This is a genomic window from Kitasatospora nipponensis (assembly GCF_039528135.1).
Classification (GTDB): Bacteria; Actinomycetota; Actinomycetes; order Streptomycetales; family Streptomycetaceae; genus Kitasatospora; species Kitasatospora nipponensis.
Genome location: NZ_BAAALF010000018.1, coordinates 15139 through 28740, shown reverse-complemented (window position 1 = coordinate 28740; position 13602 = coordinate 15139). Strand labels below are relative to the sequence as shown.

The window sequence follows — 13602 nt, the reverse complement described above, 5'->3', positions numbered from 1 at the left end:
CCGTGACGACTTTCGAACACCGAGGCGCTACGGAGTGGATCCTGCGGGAATCCGCCGGGCGACCGAGGCACAGCCTGTCACAGCCACTGGGCGATACGCCCAGGAACGACGGGGTTGGCGGTATTCGCCCGCCCGGGAGCCCTTTCAGGGCCCCGCCGTGCCACCTCGCGGTTTTGCTGCAGCACATGTCGATCCCGTTGATCAGCTGCATCAGTGATTTTCGGACTGTCACCCATCCGGATCACGGGCCGCTCCGAATGGGCGCTGTGATCAACACCGGAACGTCTGTCGAGGAGTCTGCCGCCGTTGTGCGCCGACGTGGGTGGGCACTGCGCGAGGCGGGCGCCGCGGTGGTCGGGCTGGCCGCTGCGGGGGCGGCGGTCGGCGCGGGTGAGCTGGTCGCGGCGTTCACCGGACCGCAGACCTCGCCGGTGATCGCGGTCGGCTCGGCAGCGATCGACCTGACGCCGACCTGGCTGAAGGACTACGCCGTCCGCACGTTCGGCACCGACGACAAGCCGGTGCTGCTCGCCGGGATCTACCTGACGATGGCGGTACTGGCCACCCTCGCCGGGCTGCTGGCGGGCCGGCGCCCGGCACTGGGCGCCGTGGTCCTCGCTCTCTTCGGCGGCCTGGGGATCTGGGCGGCGCTCTCCCGCGCGACCTCGATGCCCACCGACGCCGTCCCCTCGATCGCGGCGGGCCTGGCGGGCGCGGCGGCGCTGTTCTGGCTGGCATGTCTCCTGCGCCGGGCCACCGGCCCGGTCGGCGGTCGACCCGCCTCGACGACCGACACCGCGCCGGCGTCCGGCCCCGACCGGCGACGGGTGCTGCTGGCGACGGGCAGCACGGTCGCGGTGGCGGCGGTGGCGGGAGTGGGCGGCCGCACGCTGGCCGACAGCCGCAACGACATCACCGCCGCCCGCAACGCCGTCCGCCTCCCCGCCCCGGCGGTGCGCGCCGCCCCGGTCCCCCTGGCAGCCCGACCGGCGATCCCCGGCCTGCCTTCCTTCTACACGGCCAACGCCGACTTCTACCGGGTCGACACCGCGCTCACGCTGCCCAGGATCGACCCGCGGAACTGGTCGCTGCGGGTGCACGGCCTGGTCGACCACCCGCTGGAGATCAGCTTCGACGAGCTGCTGCGCCGGCCGCTGGAGGAGATGGACTACACACTGTCGTGCGTCTCCAACGAGGTCGGCGGACCCTACGTCGGCACCTCCCGATGGCTGGGGGCCTCGTTGCCTGCCCTGCTCCGCGAGGCCGGAGTCCGCTCCGGGGCGCAGCAGTTGGTGGGCCGCTCCAAGGACGGCATGACCATCGGCACCCCGCTGGACGCCGTGCTCGACGGGCGGCAGGCGCTGCTCGCGGTGGCCATGAACGGTGAGGCGCTGCCGGTGGCGCACGGGTTCCCGTGCCGCTCGCTGGTGCCCGGGCTCTACGGCTACACCTCGGCCACGAAGTGGCTGGTCGACCTGGAGGTCACCACGTTTGCCGCGCATGACCCGTACTGGGTCAAGCGTGGCTGGGACCGCACCGGCGCGGTGAAGACCACCTCGCGGATCGACGTCCCGGCGCCGTTCGCGCGCGTCCCTGCCGGGGACGTCACGGTCGCCGGCACGGCCTGGGCCACCCACCGCGGGATAACGGCGGTGGAGGTGCGGGTGGACGGCGGGCCGTGGGCCCAGGCGGTGCTCGCCACCGACGCGGGCCCGGACCTGTGGCGCCAGTGGACCCACACCTGGGCCGGCGCCCGGCCCGGCACCCACCGCCTGGAGGTGCGGGCCACCGACGGCACCGGGGCGGTCCAGCCCGAGGCCCGCGCCGCGCCCTTCCCCTCCGGTGCGACCGGCTGGCACACCACCGTCGTCACCGTCACCTGAGCCGGCCCCGCCGGTCCGTCCCCGCTCCCGCCACCCTCCCTGCCCCTGCCCTGCTCCCTGCCCCCGCTCTGACCCGCTGTGCCCACGTCCCGCCCCCGTGCGCCCGCAACCGGTGCGCACCGATCACCCGAAGGAACACCATCATGATCAACAAGACTCGCGGCACCTCCCTCGCCGCCGTCCTCGCGGCCGGTGCGCTGGCCCTGGGCCTGACGGCCTGCGGCAGCAGCGGCGGGACCAAGGCCAGCAGCGCGCCGCCGGCCGCGGCGGCCTCGTCGTCCTCGTCCGCCGCCCCGTCGGCCGGCTCGCCCGCGGCGGGCACCCCCGCCGCCGCGGACGCCGCGGCGATGCCGTTCGGCTCGGCCTGCGCCGCGGTGCCCAAGGACGGCTCCGGCAGCTTCACCGGCATGGCGCAGGACCCGGTGGCCACCGCGGCCTCCAACAACCCGCTGCTCTCCACCCTGGTCAGCGCGGTCAAGGCGGCCGGTCTGGTGGACACCCTCAACTCGGCCAAGGACATCACCGTCTTCGCGCCCACCAACGATGCCTTCAACAAGATCCCCAAGGACACCCTGACCGCCCTGCTCGCCAACAAGGACGAGCTGACCAAGGTGCTCACCTACCACGTCGTCCCCGGCCGCACCGCGCCCAGCGCGCTGGCCGGCAGCCACCCGACCCTCCAGGGCGCCAACCTGACGGTGGCCGGCACCGAGCCGGACTTCACCGTCAACGGCAGCGCCAAGGTGCTCTGCGGCAACGTGCAGACCGCCAACGCGACCGTCTACATCGTCGACACCGTCCTGATGCCGCCGACCAGTTGACCCTGGGGTCCGGCATCGCCCGGGCTGACCGGCCCGGCCCCCGGGACTACTCCCGGATGTCGCCGGGGCCCCCGCCGGCGCCGGTCAGCAGGGCCTCGCCGAGCGGGGTCCGGCGGTAGAGCACCGTGCGCCCGTCCCGGGCCCGGTGCAGCAGGCCGGCCCGCCGCAGCACGGCGAGGTGGTCGCCGACCGCGCCGGTGGCCAGGCCCAGGCTGCGCGCCAGCTGGGTGGTCCCGGCGGGCCGGTCGAGCGCGGCGAGCAGCCGGGCGCGGGAGCGGCCCAGCAGGTCCGCCAGCGCGTCGGACGACAGCACCTCCCCGCGCTCCCAGAGCGCGGCGATCCCGCGCGCGGGGTAGACGATCGCCTTCGGCCAGGGGTCGTCCATGTGCGCGGCGGTCTCCGGGTAGACGAAGACCGAGGGGACCAGCAGCAGCCCCTCGCCCGCCAGCGGCACCACCGCGTCCGCCGAGTTGCCGCCCAGCTCGATCCCGCCGGCGCGCCACCGCACCCGCGGGTGCAGCCCGTCCAGTGCGGCGGCCCAGCCGTGTCGCCCCAACTGCCCGGCCCGGTGGACCAGATCGCGCTCGCAGACGGCCCGCAGCCGTGGCCAGTCGGCGGCCAGCAGCTCGTGCCACGCCAGGTCCAGCGCCTCGGCGACCCGCTCCACCACGTCCTCGCCGGCGAGCACGGCGCGGGCCCGCGGCCCGGTGCGCGGTCGCGCGGGCAGGCAGCGGGCGATGTCCGCGCGGGCGGTGGCCAGCGGGGTGCGGCGGATCGCCGCGAGGTCGTCCGCCCAGCTCTGGTCCGGTCCGGTGGGTGGCAGCGCGATGAAGTTCGCCCCGAACCGGGCGTTCTGCAGGGCGAGGACGGCCGTCAGGTCGCTCTCCCGGCAGAGCCGGCGGAACACCGGCTGCAGCCGGGTGGCCCAGCCGGCCGGCAGCGGCCGGTCGGTCGTGCCCTCCAGCATCCGCAGCAGGGTGCAGAGTTCGAAGGCCGGCGAGAGGGCGAACCGGCTGTGCAGCAGGTCGTCCGTGCCGACCTCGAATCGGAGCATGGGGCGACCTTACGTCCAGCGACGAAGGAGTCGTGTGGCCGGCGGCCGGCCGCCAGGCTGCTCTCCATGACCGCCGACCCCGCCCCCGTCGCCCCCGCCGGCCCCGCGCCCACCGCCGTTCCCCCCGCGCCCACCCCTGTTCCCCCCGCGCCCGCCGCCGTCGCCCCGCCCGCCGCCGTCGCCCCGCCCGGTGCCGCGCCGCCGGCCGGCTACCGCGAGGTGCTGGCCGAGCCGGTCTTCCGCCTGTTGCTGCTCACCCGCACCCTGGCGGTCGCCGCGGACGGCCTGCGGATCACCACGCTCTCCGTCCTGGTCTACGCGAGCACCGGCTCGCCGCTGCTGGGCGCGCTGGCCTTCGGAGCGGGCTTCGCGCCGCAGTTGCTCGGCTCGCTGCTGCTGGGCGGGCGCGCCGACCGCCGGCGGCCGCGGCGCGTGATCGTCGCCGGACACCTGCTGGCCGCCGCCGGCGCGGCGGTCCCCGCGCTGGCCCGGCTGCCGGTGGGCGCGACGCTCGGGCTGATCGCCGCGGTCTCCTGCCTGACGCCGGTCTTCGGTGCGGCGGCGACCCGGCTGGTGGCCGAGTCGCTGCGCGGGGACGCGTACGTGCTGGGGCGCTCGCTGACCAACATGACCACCTCGGGGGCCCAGCTGGCCGGGCTGGCGGGCGCCGGTGCGGCGCTGGCGGCGCTGGGCGTGCGGGGCGCGCTGCTGGTGAGCGCGGCGGGCTACCTGGCCGCGGCGCTGACGGTGCGGCTGTGGCTGCCCGACCTGGCGGCGCCCGCGGCCGTCGCCGACGGGGCGCTGCTGAGCAGCAGTTGGACGGGGACCGGGGCGCTGCTGCGGGACCGGGCGGTGCGCGCACTGCTGCTGGCGCAGTGGCTGCCGCCGGCCTTCGCCGCCGGGGCGGAGGGCCTGGTGGTCCCGTTCGCGGGGGAGCGCGGCTTCCCGCCCGGGGCGGTCGCACTGCTGCTGGGGGCACTGCCGGTGGGGATGCTGCTCGGCGACCTGCTGGTGGGGCGCTTCGTGCGGCCGGCCACCCGGGAACGCCTGGTCGCGCCGCTGGTGGCGCTGCTCGGCGTCCCGTTGGCGGCGCTGGCCGCCGGGCCCGCACTGCCGCTCTGCGCGGGGCTGCTGCTGGTGAGCGGGGCCGGCTTCGCGTACGGCCTGGGTCTGCAACGCGGGTTCCTGGCCGCGCTGCCGCCGGCCGCGCGCGGGCAGGCCTTCGCGCTGCTGTCGGCGGGAGTGATGAGCGTGCAGGGCGTCGGGCCGCTGTTCTTCGGGTTGCTCGCCCAACGCACCGGCGCCGCTGGGGCGATGGCCTGGGCGGGGGCGGCGCTGGTGCTGACGGCGGTGGCGCTGGGGACCGGGCACCTGGGAATCGGTCGGCCGGGGAGCGAACGGCCGGGGAGTGAACGTCCGGGGACCGAACAGCCGGGTCAGCGGCCGGAGGTCGGGGGGTTGAAGCGGGAGTAACCGGCCTCGGTCCAGCGCAGCGGGCTGGCGGCGGGTGTCTCCACCACCCGCTGCACGGTGAACTCCACCAGCCGTTCGGCGCCCGGGACGGTGGCGGCGTGCGCGGGATCCCAGTCGGTGCTCGCGGTACCGGAGAGTTGGAGGGTGGTGCCGGTCTCCCAGTCGAGGAAGAGCAGGCCGGCGGCCGGGTTCTCCAGCAGGTTGCCGAGGGTGCAGAACATCGCGTTGCCCACGTAGTCCGGGAAGACCAGCCGGTCCGGTCCCTCGACCCGGACGAAACCGGGGTTGCCGCCGCGGTGCGAGGCGTCCAACTCCCCGTCGCGGTCGGCGGTGGTGAGGAAGAAGGTATCGGCGGTGCTGATCAACAGTTGCTGGCGCAGGGTCAATTCGGTGCCGTGGACCGGCGGCGAGGACGGCTCGTCGACCAGCCGCCAGCTGCGGTCCTGGATGTACTTGGGGCAGTTGGAGAAGACCTGGTCGAGGGTCACCCGCAGGCCCGAACCAGTGGCGGTGGCCGAGCCGTTGAGCCGCATCCGGCGCCGGCGCGCGGGCTCGATGGCGATCAGGCCGACCTGGGTCCCCCCGGCGGCCGCCGGCACGTCGAGCGCGGCGGCGAGCGGATCGCCGGGCAGCGGGCGGGCCTCGACGGTCAGCGTGTCGAGGACCGGGTCGGGCTTCGGGCCGAGCGCCGGGCCGTCGGGTGCCGGGTCGTCCCGCGAGCCGGGCTCGGCGCGCAGGAAGCCCGGCCGGCCGGTGAGCAGTCCGGCCCAGAGCCGGCCCTGCGCGTCGGCCGCGCCGAGCACCAGCATCGGCTGGTCGGCCAGGAAGTCGGCCGCGACCGCGGGGATCTGCCGGAACTTGGAGGGCCCGCGGTACCCGGGCCGGTCGAGCCCGGCCCGGCGGCGCACCTCCCGCTCGCCGGTGTGCTCGGCGCGCTGCTCGGAGCGGACGGAGTGGACGGTCATGGCGGCCTCCGTGACGGGAGCGGTGCGGGCAGGGAAGGGGAGGGGTGAGGGCCGGACAGCCCCTAGAAGAAACCGCAGGTCGGGGCGGTGCCGTGCGGCGCGGTGCCGGTCTCGGCTCCGGAGGCGGTGGAGACCTCCAGCCGGATGCCGTCGGGGTCCAGGAAGAAGATCCCGCCCGAGCTGGCTCCCTCGCGGTGCGGCACGACGCCCTCGTAGGTGAACTCGGCGTCCAGAGCGCGCAGTTCCTGCTCGATGTCGTGCACCTCGCGGACGCTGTCGACCTGGAAGGCGAGGTGGTGCAGGCCCGGCGTGGCGGTCGGGAAGCGGCCCTGGCTCTGCTGCCAGAGGGTGACCGTGATCGCGCCGTCCCGCCCGAGGAAGGCCCAGCGCTGGTCGCCGTCGGCCCCCTCGCCGACGGCCTCGAACCCGAAGACCCGCTGGTAGAAGGCGCGGGAGCGGTCGAGGTCGGTCACGTTGAGGCCGATGTGTCCGGTCCTCAGGGTCGTGGTCGTGGCGGGCTGCGTCATCGGGTGCCTCCGTCGCGGAGTCCGGACCCGTTCCGGACTAACCGTTGTTCTTGAGTATGGAGGTTAGCATGGGAGGCGTCAACCGGCTCAGAGGTCCAGAGCGGTTAGGATCGTCCCGGGGATGGTGGGGACGGTTCGGGGGACCGAGAGGAGAGGAAGGCTCATGGCCCAGGAGGTACCGGTGGCGGACCCGCGTCCACTGCCCGGCGAGCCGCTGGCACTCGACCTGCTCAACACCCGCTGGAACGGCGGTGGCAACCCGCGTGACCTGCTGGGCAGCCTGGACGAGCTGGCGCTCTGGCTGGAGCTCAACGGCTTCGCCGACCGGGTCGAGGCCGACCGCCCCATGCAGGAGGCGCTGCGCTCCACCCGCGAGGCGATCGTCGAGCTGCTCGCCGTCCGCGGTGTCGGCGCCGAGCCGCACTGGGGTCCCGAGCGGGCCCGGACCGCGCTCAACGAGGTGCTGGCGCACGGGTGCGTGCGCCGCGAGTTGGGTCCTGACGGGCCGGTCGACCGGATCGAGACCGACCTGCCGGCCTGGCTTCCGGCGTGGACGGCGGCGGAGGGCGTGCTGCGCCTGCTGGCCGAGGCGCCGGACCGGATCCGTTCCTGCGCGAGCCCCGACTGCGTCCTGTACTTCCTCGACACCTCGAAGAACGGCACCCGGCGCTGGCACGCGATGGCCAGCTGCGGAAACCGGGCCAAGGCCTCGCGCCACTACGCGCGCGGGAAGAACGGCTGACCGCACCGGCGTTCGCTCCGGATGGCTTGCCATCGGCGGGGCATTGACACGGACTGGTCCAGACCGCTTCAGTGGTCTGGACCATATGGGGTGCCGGGTGGGGTCGCTCCCTGTCCTGCCTCCATCTGTCAGGTCAATCCCGTCAGTTGAGGCAGGAGCATCCCCCACATGCACAGTCTCCGAAGAGTCGGTTCCGCGCGCCCGAAAACTCCCCGCAGGCTGGCCGCGGCGGTCACCGCCTGGGCCGTCGCCGCCGCCGGCGTGGTCGGTCTCACGATCGGCCTGGCCCCGGCCGCGTCGGCCGGCGAGTTCCTGGCCAACGGTGGATTCGAGAGCGGCGCCCTGAACCCGTGGAGCTGCACCGGCGCCACCGGAAGCGTGGTCACCGGCCATGCGCACAGCGGAAGTTACGCACTGAGCGGAGCCGCCACCGCGAGCGACGACGCGCAGTGCGCGCAGACCGTCACGGTCGCCCCCAACACCACGTACACGCTGAGCGCCTACGTCAACGGCGCGTACGTCTACCTCGGGGTGAACGGCGGCACCAGCACCTGGACGCCCGGCACGGGCGGCGGCTACCAGCAGCTCTCGGTCAGCTTCACCACCGCGGCGGGCCAGACCAGTGCGACGGTCTTCACGCACGGCTGGTACGGCCAGGGCACGTACTACGCCGACGACGTCTCGCTCAGCGGTCCGGGTGGCCCCAGCCCGTCCCCGACCCCGACGCCCACCGGCACGCCGACGCCCACGCCGACGCCCACGCCGACGCCCACGCCGACGCCGACGCCGACGCCGACGCCGACCCCCACCCCGACCTCCACGCCCACCCCACCGCCCGGCGGCGGCCTGCCGACGCACGCGCTGGTGGGCTACCTGCACGCCAGCTTCGCCAACGGCGCCGGCTACCTCAAGATGGCCGACGTGCCCGACTCGTGGGACGTCATCGACCTGGCCTTCGGTGAGCCGACCTCGGTCACCTCCGGCGACATCCGGTTCAACCGCTGCCCGGTCGCCCAGTGCCCCACCGCCGAGTCCGACGCCGACTTCAAGGCCGCCATCGCCGCCAAGCAGGCCAAGGGCAAGAAGGTGCTGCTCTCGATCGGCGGGCAGAACGGCGAGGTCCAGCTCACCACCACCGCGGCCCGCGACACCTTCGTCAGCTCGGTCTCGGCGATCATCGACCGCTGGGGCCTGGACGGCCTGGACGTCGACTTCGAGAACCAGTCGCTCTCGCTGAACACCGGCGACACCGACTTCAAGCACCCCACCACGCCCACCGTGGTCAACCTGATCTCCGCCCTGCAGAGCCTCAAGGCGAAGTACGGCCAGGGCTTCGTGCTGACCATGGCACCGGAGACGTTCTTCGTCCAACTCGGCTACCAGTTCTACGGATCCGGCCCGTTCGGCGGCCAGGACCCGCGGGCCGGCGCCTTCCTGCCGGTGATCTACGCGATGCGCGGCGACCTCTCGCTGCTCACCGTGCAGGACTACAACTCCGGTTCCATCATGGGCCTGGACAACCAGTACCACTCGATGGGCGGCGCCGACTTCCACGAGGCGATGACCGACATGCTGCTCGCCGGGTTCCCGGTGGCGGGCAACACCGCCAACATGTTCCCGGCGCTCGCCCCCTCCCAGGTGGCGATCGGCATGCCGGCCAACACCTACGCGGGCAACGGCTACGTGGCCCCGAGTGCGGTGGACCAGGCGCTGGACTGCCTGACCAAGGGGGCCAACTGCGGGACCTACCAGCCGCGTAGCGGCAGGCAGCCGAACCTGCGGGGCCTGATGACCTGGTCGATCAACTGGGGCCAGTACAACGGGAACGAGTTCTCCAAGAACTTCCACGGCTACTTCGGCTGACCCGCCGCCCCCCTCCCTCGTGCCCCATCGCCCTTGCGCGGTCGCCGCAGGCGAAGGGGCACGAGTGGTCTGGACCACTATGCGGACAGGTCGGTGACAGCCGGCCCGCGGCGTGTGAGGGTGACGCCCATGCCGATCTTCCGCACCCATGACGACGTCGAGCTCTGGTACGAACGCACGGGCACCGGACCGCCGTTGGTGGTGCTGCCCGGCGGTCCCGGGTCGGACCTGCGCTACCTGGCGGACCTGGGCGGGCTGGACCGCGACCGGCAGCTGATCCTGCTGGACGCCCGCGCGGTGGGCCGCTCCGCCCTCCCGGCGGACCGGTCCACCGTCGCGTTCACCGAACAGGCCCGCGACGTCGAGGCGTTGCGCCGGCATCTCGGGCTGGCGCGGCTCGACCTGCTGGCCCACTCGGCCGGCTGCCTGACCGCGCAGGAGTACGCCGCGCGCCACCCGGACCGGGTGCGCCGCTCGGTGCTGGTCTGCCCGGTCGGCCGGGCCGAGCGCGAGCCGGACCCGGCCGAGCTGGCCGAGCTGCACGCGTCCCGGTCGGCCGAACCGTGGTACCCCGACGCCGCCGCGGCGGAGCGCGAACTCGCGCAGGGGCCGGCACCGGCCGAGGTGGCCGGCGTGCAGGCGCGGCTCCTGCCGTTCTTCTGGTACGCGTGGCACGAGCGGCTGCGGGCCGAGTACGACCCGGCGTACGCCACCGCGCTGCCCTGGTTCCGCGAGGCCTTCTACGCCGGCTCGGCCACGGGCCCGACCCGCTCGGCCCGCCTGGCCCGGCTGGCGGCGGCGCGAACGGCGCTGCTGGTGCTGGCCGGTGCCGGTGACGGGATGGTCGGCACCGCCCCGGCCCGCGCGGTGGCCGCGCTCCACCCGCGGGCCCGGCTCGCGGTGCTGGAGCGCTCCGGTCACCGCCCCTGGGTCGAACAGCCCGCGGAGTTCCGCGCGTTGGTGAACGACTTCCTGGCGGGGTGAGGCCCTGGCGCCCGGCGGGCGGTGCCGCTCAGGGGCGGGGGGTCTTCGGGCCGTGCACGGCGGTGTACTCGGCGGCCAGCCAGGGGCCGAGGTCCTCCAGGAGCAGGGCGAGCACGGCCGGGTCCGGACTGCCGGAGCGGGCGGCCGCCGCGGCGGTGCGCATCTGCTCGGCGCGCTCGGGGTAGTAGGGGGCGAACGCCTCGGCGGACTCGGCCAGATCGCTGGTCCAGCCGTTCCAGCGGGGCATCACCAGGGTGAAGCCGGTGCGGACGATCGTGCGGGCGGCGCCGCGACAGAGCACCCGGCGCGCCTCGTCCCGCCTACCCGTCGGGTCGCTGGTGGTGGCGATGTCGGCCGCGCGGGCGCGCCACCGCGGCAGGAGGCGCGGCAGGTCGCCGTTGGTCTCGCGGGCGAGCAGCGGGGTGGGCCGGTAGCGGGGGAGCCGGTCGGCCAGGTCGGGGCCGGTCAGCGGGGTGCAGAGGCAGGCCAGGAACCAGCCGAGGTCGTGCCGTTCGAGTTCGCCCAGCAGGGTCCCGACGCCGAAGAGCAGGATGCCCACCCCGTCGATCTGCGGCCAGACGGCGTCCAGGTGCTCCTGCACGGCCTCGGCGCTCGCCCGGTCCACGGCGTCCGGCTCCCGGTGCAGCGCCAGCAACAGGTCCAGGTCGGAGCGGCCGGCCACCGCCGTACCGCGCGGGATGCTGCCGTAGAGGTAGCCGCTGTGCAGCCGGTCCGGACCGAAGGCCGCGCCGACGGCGGCCCGGGCGGCGGCGACCACGGGGGCGAAGACCGGGCTCACCCGGTCCAGCGACCCCTCGCGCACGATGAACCCGGCCTCGTCCAGTCCCTGTCCCGTCATGCGGCGATTGTGCTGGACGGCCGCGCGCCGACGCGAGCCGATTTCCACAGGTGGGCGCCGGTACGGGTGGGCATCATGATCGGCCCTTCGCGGTCCTGCGGGCGGCGCGCCGGTCGCGCACCTCGGCGGAACGGCGCCAGATCCGCTCCTCCAGTGAGCCGCCGGAGCCGGTGCTTCCGGCGGTGGTGGCGGTGGTGGCGGTCGCGGTGCTGCTGCCCGGGCCGGTCCACTGCGGGACGGGCGGCAGGGGCGGTTGCTGCTCGCGTTCCTGCTCCCGCTCCGCCAGGATCTCCTGGCGGGCCGTCACCGCGCTGGAGACCATCGCGCGGTAGTCGCGGAAGACCTGCACCTCGCCGTCCGCGTGCCAGGCCGGGTCGGTCAGGTAGGTGTAGTCCATCGGCCGCCGGGTGGTGTCGAGCCCGGCGACGCCGACGGCCCAGCGGCGCAGGCCGGCCGGCGGTGCGGCGAAGACCAGCAGGCCCGAGCGGCGGGTGACCACGGCCCGCGGATCGGCGTGCCGGCGGCTCTCCCGCTCCACCTGCTCGGCCCAGCGCGCCGGATCGGTCAGCGCGAGATCGAGCCCGGGCGTGCGCCACCGCACCGTGCCGGCCGGCGGCCCGGCCAGCGGCAGGGCCCGGCGCAGGGCCCGCGCCGCGCCGTCGCCCAGCGGCGTGAGGTCGCGCGGGGCCAGCACGAACGGCGCGCTCGGCTCGCCCTCGAAGGGGGTCGGGTCGAGGAAGGGGCGGTCGATCACGATCAGGGTGTCCGGGTGCCGCTCGTAGGACAGCCCCCAGAGCAGCCGGGCCAGCAGCCGCGCGCCGGCCGGGTCGGAGAGCAGGTGCCAGGTGCCGTGGAAGTGGTTGGTGGCGAAGCGCGCGGTGCTGCCGGGGCGCAGGCTCAGCACGGTGCGGTCGCGCCCGTCGAGGCGCAGCCGGTGGCGGTGGAGCTTGAGACCGTCGACCGCGCCCGCGGGGCCGGCGCTGCCCGGGCGCTGGCGGGCGCCGCGCCCGCCGGTCCTGCTGCCGCTGCCGCGACCGGGACTGGTGCTGGGGCCGTGGTGCTGGGGGTGGGTGCCGATGGCGGTGCCGCTGCCGGTGATGGTCCGTTCGCCTCCTCGATGCGGACCCCGACGGCCCGTGCAGGCATGGTGCCGCTGTCGGCACCCGGGCGTCATCCGGTTTTCCGGGCCGCCCAGGCGCGGGCGGCGGCGATCCGGCGGGCCGTGCCGGGGTGGCTGGCGAAGAGCAGTTCGAGCAGCCGGGGCGGGTCGACGTCGGCCACGTTGGTCAGCGCGAGGCGGCGCTGCATGGCGATGAACTGCGCCGGATCGTCGGTGAGTTCGAGGGCGTGCCAGTCCGCCCGGGCTTCCATCCGGCGGCTCACCGCGGCCTGCGGCGGGCCGGCCAGTGCGCCCAGCACGGCCGCGCAGGCGGCGAACAGCGGCAGCGAGCGGGGATCGGCCAGGTCGCTCACCCCGGCGGCGTCCAGCAGCGCGGGCCGCGAGGCGAGCAGCGCGAGCAGGGCCACCGCGACGGCCGCGCCGAGTGCCCCGAGGGCGGTGCCGACCGGCACGTCACGGTGCTTGACGTGCCCGAGCTCGTGCGCGACCACCAGCTCCACCTCGCGCGGCTCGGCGGTGCTCAGCAGGGTGTCGTACGCGACGATCCGCCGGGTCGCGCCGAACCCGGAGACGTACGCGTTGAGCGCCGTGGTGCGGCGCGAGGCGTCGGCCACCAGGACGTCACGCACCCGCACGTCGTCGCGCGCGGCCAGCGCGAGCAGGGAGGTGCGCAGCTCACCCGGGGGCATCGGGGAGAAGCGGTTGAAGAGCGGTTCCACCAGCAGCGGGAAGAGGAAGGAGAGCAGCACGGTCAGCCCGGCGGCGGCGCCGGGGGCGGCCAGCCACCACCGGGTGGTCGACCATCCGGTGAGCGCGTAGAGGCCGAGCGCGGCGGGCAGCGCCAGCAGCAGGGTCAGCGCCAGCCCGCGCAGCAGGTCCACCGCCCAGCCGCCCCAGCCCTGGACGGTCAGCCCGTAGTCGCAGCGGATCATCCGTACCCGGGCGGCGAACGGCAGCGCGACCAGCTGCCCGATCAGCACCAGCGCCGCCGCCCCGGCGAGCACCTGCGCGGTGCGCGAACCGCCGAGCAGCCCGCCGGCCGCGGTGACCAGGTGCGCGCCGGCGGGGGTGAGGCCCAGCAGCAGGGTCACCGCCAGACCCGCCGCCCGGCCGCCGAGCGCCCAGGGCTGCTGGGCCCGGCGCAGGGCGCGGCCGCGGGCCCGCTGGGCGGGGGTGAAGTCCTGGTCGGGGAGGTCCTGGTGGTGGTCCGCCTTCGCCGTCGAGCCCGCCACTGGTCTCCGCCTCCGCCGCTGGGTCACTGGGTTGTCGCGTCACTGGGGCACCGGGGTGCCACGCCGCCGGGTCGGCACG

At 75.3% G+C, this 13602-nt stretch carries 12 protein-coding genes; 6 read left to right on the top strand and 6 right to left on the bottom strand.

From position 1 onward, the window contains the following. Positions 1-257 precede the first annotated feature (257 nt). Entirely contained in the window at positions 258-1883 is a 1626-nt protein-coding gene (locus ABD323_RS08245; RefSeq protein ID WP_344440581.1) for a molybdopterin-dependent oxidoreductase, read from the top strand. Between the two features lie 143 nt (positions 1884-2026). Further along, positions 2027-2704, top strand: coding sequence for a fasciclin domain-containing protein (locus ABD323_RS08240; RefSeq protein WP_344440580.1), 678 nt, complete (start codon positions 2027-2029; stop codon positions 2702-2704). A gap of 46 nt (positions 2705-2750) precedes the next feature. On the opposite strand, the gene ABD323_RS08235 is transcribed toward ABD323_RS08240, so the two are convergent. Then, positions 2751-3758 carry an ArsR/SmtB family transcription factor gene (locus ABD323_RS08235; protein WP_344440579.1) on the bottom strand — a complete coding sequence of 336 codons (1008 nt, stop codon included), beginning with the start codon at positions 3756-3758 and terminating at the stop codon, positions 2751-2753. A gap of 66 nt (positions 3759-3824) precedes the next feature. Between ABD323_RS08235 and ABD323_RS08230 the strand changes: the two genes are divergently transcribed. Then, positions 3825-5231, top strand: coding sequence for an MFS transporter (locus ABD323_RS08230; protein WP_344440578.1), 1407 nt, complete (start codon positions 3825-3827; stop codon positions 5229-5231). On the opposite strand, the gene ABD323_RS08225 is transcribed toward ABD323_RS08230, so the two are convergent. Together ABD323_RS08225 and ABD323_RS08220 are read right to left on the bottom strand one after the other, a co-directional pair. Further along, positions 5195-6196, bottom strand: coding sequence for a pyridoxamine 5'-phosphate oxidase family protein (locus ABD323_RS08225; RefSeq protein WP_344440577.1), 1002 nt, complete (start codon positions 6194-6196; stop codon positions 5195-5197). The two genes, ABD323_RS08230 and ABD323_RS08225, sit on opposite strands and share 37 nt — an antisense overlap. A 62-nt stretch (positions 6197-6258) precedes the next feature. Then, on the bottom strand, positions 6259-6723 hold the full coding sequence (locus ABD323_RS08220) for a VOC family protein (RefSeq protein ID WP_344440576.1): 465 nt from the start codon (positions 6721-6723) through the stop codon (positions 6259-6261). Between the two features lie 163 nt (positions 6724-6886). On the opposite strand from ABD323_RS08220, the gene ABD323_RS08215 reads away from it, so the two are divergent. The 3 genes from ABD323_RS08215 to ABD323_RS08205 all read left to right on the top strand — a co-directional run bounded on the left by ABD323_RS08215 (position 6887) and on the right by ABD323_RS08205 (position 10312). Beyond that, positions 6887-7465, top strand: coding sequence for a CGNR zinc finger domain-containing protein (locus ABD323_RS08215; RefSeq protein WP_344440575.1), 579 nt, complete (start codon positions 6887-6889; stop codon positions 7463-7465). Positions 7466-7633: 168 nt separating this feature from the next. Further along, positions 7634-9328, top strand: coding sequence for a chitinase (locus ABD323_RS08210; protein ID WP_344440574.1), 1695 nt, complete (start codon positions 7634-7636; stop codon positions 9326-9328). A gap of 129 nt (positions 9329-9457) precedes the next feature. After that, a complete protein-coding gene (locus ABD323_RS08205) occupies positions 9458-10312 on the top strand; it encodes an alpha/beta fold hydrolase (protein ID WP_344440573.1) in 855 nt (284 codons plus the stop codon). Positions 10313-10340: 28 nt separating this feature from the next. On the opposite strand, the gene ABD323_RS08200 is transcribed toward ABD323_RS08205, so the two are convergent. The 3 genes from ABD323_RS08200 to ABD323_RS08190 all read right to left on the bottom strand — a co-directional run bounded on the left by ABD323_RS08200 (position 10341) and on the right by ABD323_RS08190 (position 13523). Continuing rightward, the gene (locus ABD323_RS08200; RefSeq protein ID WP_344440572.1) at positions 10341-11171 is read right to left on the bottom strand and encodes a nucleotidyltransferase; all 831 of its coding nucleotides are present in this window, start codon (positions 11169-11171) and stop codon (positions 10341-10343) included. 73 nt (positions 11172-11244) lie between these two features. After that, positions 11245-12345: a hypothetical protein gene (locus ABD323_RS08195; protein WP_344440571.1), complete on the bottom strand. Its 1101-nt coding sequence runs from the start codon at positions 12343-12345 to the stop codon at positions 11245-11247. Continuing rightward, a complete protein-coding gene (locus tag ABD323_RS08190) occupies positions 12342-13523 on the bottom strand; it encodes a M48 family metalloprotease (protein WP_344440570.1) in 1182 nt (393 codons plus the stop codon). The genes ABD323_RS08195 and ABD323_RS08190 overlap by 4 nt, the downstream gene beginning before the upstream one ends. Positions 13524-13602 lie beyond the last annotated feature (79 nt).

Excerpts from the sequence above, each read along its gene's own strand:
- ABD323_RS08245 (WP_344440581.1), top strand. The coding sequence starts at position 258 with ATGGGCGCTGTGATCAACACCGGAACGTCTGTCGAGGAGTCTGCCGCC.
- ABD323_RS08240 (WP_344440580.1), top strand. The coding sequence starts at position 2,027 with ATGATCAACAAGACTCGCGGCACCTCCCTCGCCGCCGTCCTCGCGGCC.
- ABD323_RS08235 (WP_344440579.1), bottom strand. The coding sequence starts at position 3,758 with ATGCTCCGATTCGAGGTCGGCACGGACGACCTGCTGCACAGCCGGTTC.
- ABD323_RS08230 (WP_344440578.1), top strand. The coding sequence starts at position 3,825 with ATGACCGCCGACCCCGCCCCCGTCGCCCCCGCCGGCCCCGCGCCCACC.
- ABD323_RS08225 (WP_344440577.1), bottom strand. The coding sequence starts at position 6,196 with ATGACCGTCCACTCCGTCCGCTCCGAGCAGCGCGCCGAGCACACCGGC.
- ABD323_RS08220 (WP_344440576.1), bottom strand. The coding sequence starts at position 6,723 with ATGACGCAGCCCGCCACGACCACGACCCTGAGGACCGGACACATCGGC.
- ABD323_RS08215 (WP_344440575.1), top strand. The coding sequence starts at position 6,887 with ATGGCCCAGGAGGTACCGGTGGCGGACCCGCGTCCACTGCCCGGCGAG.
- ABD323_RS08210 (WP_344440574.1), top strand. The coding sequence starts at position 7,634 with ATGCACAGTCTCCGAAGAGTCGGTTCCGCGCGCCCGAAAACTCCCCGC.
- ABD323_RS08205 (WP_344440573.1), top strand. The coding sequence starts at position 9,458 with ATGCCGATCTTCCGCACCCATGACGACGTCGAGCTCTGGTACGAACGC.
- ABD323_RS08200 (WP_344440572.1), bottom strand. The coding sequence starts at position 11,171 with ATGACGGGACAGGGACTGGACGAGGCCGGGTTCATCGTGCGCGAGGGG.
- ABD323_RS08195 (WP_344440571.1), bottom strand. The coding sequence starts at position 12,345 with ATGACGCCCGGGTGCCGACAGCGGCACCATGCCTGCACGGGCCGTCGG.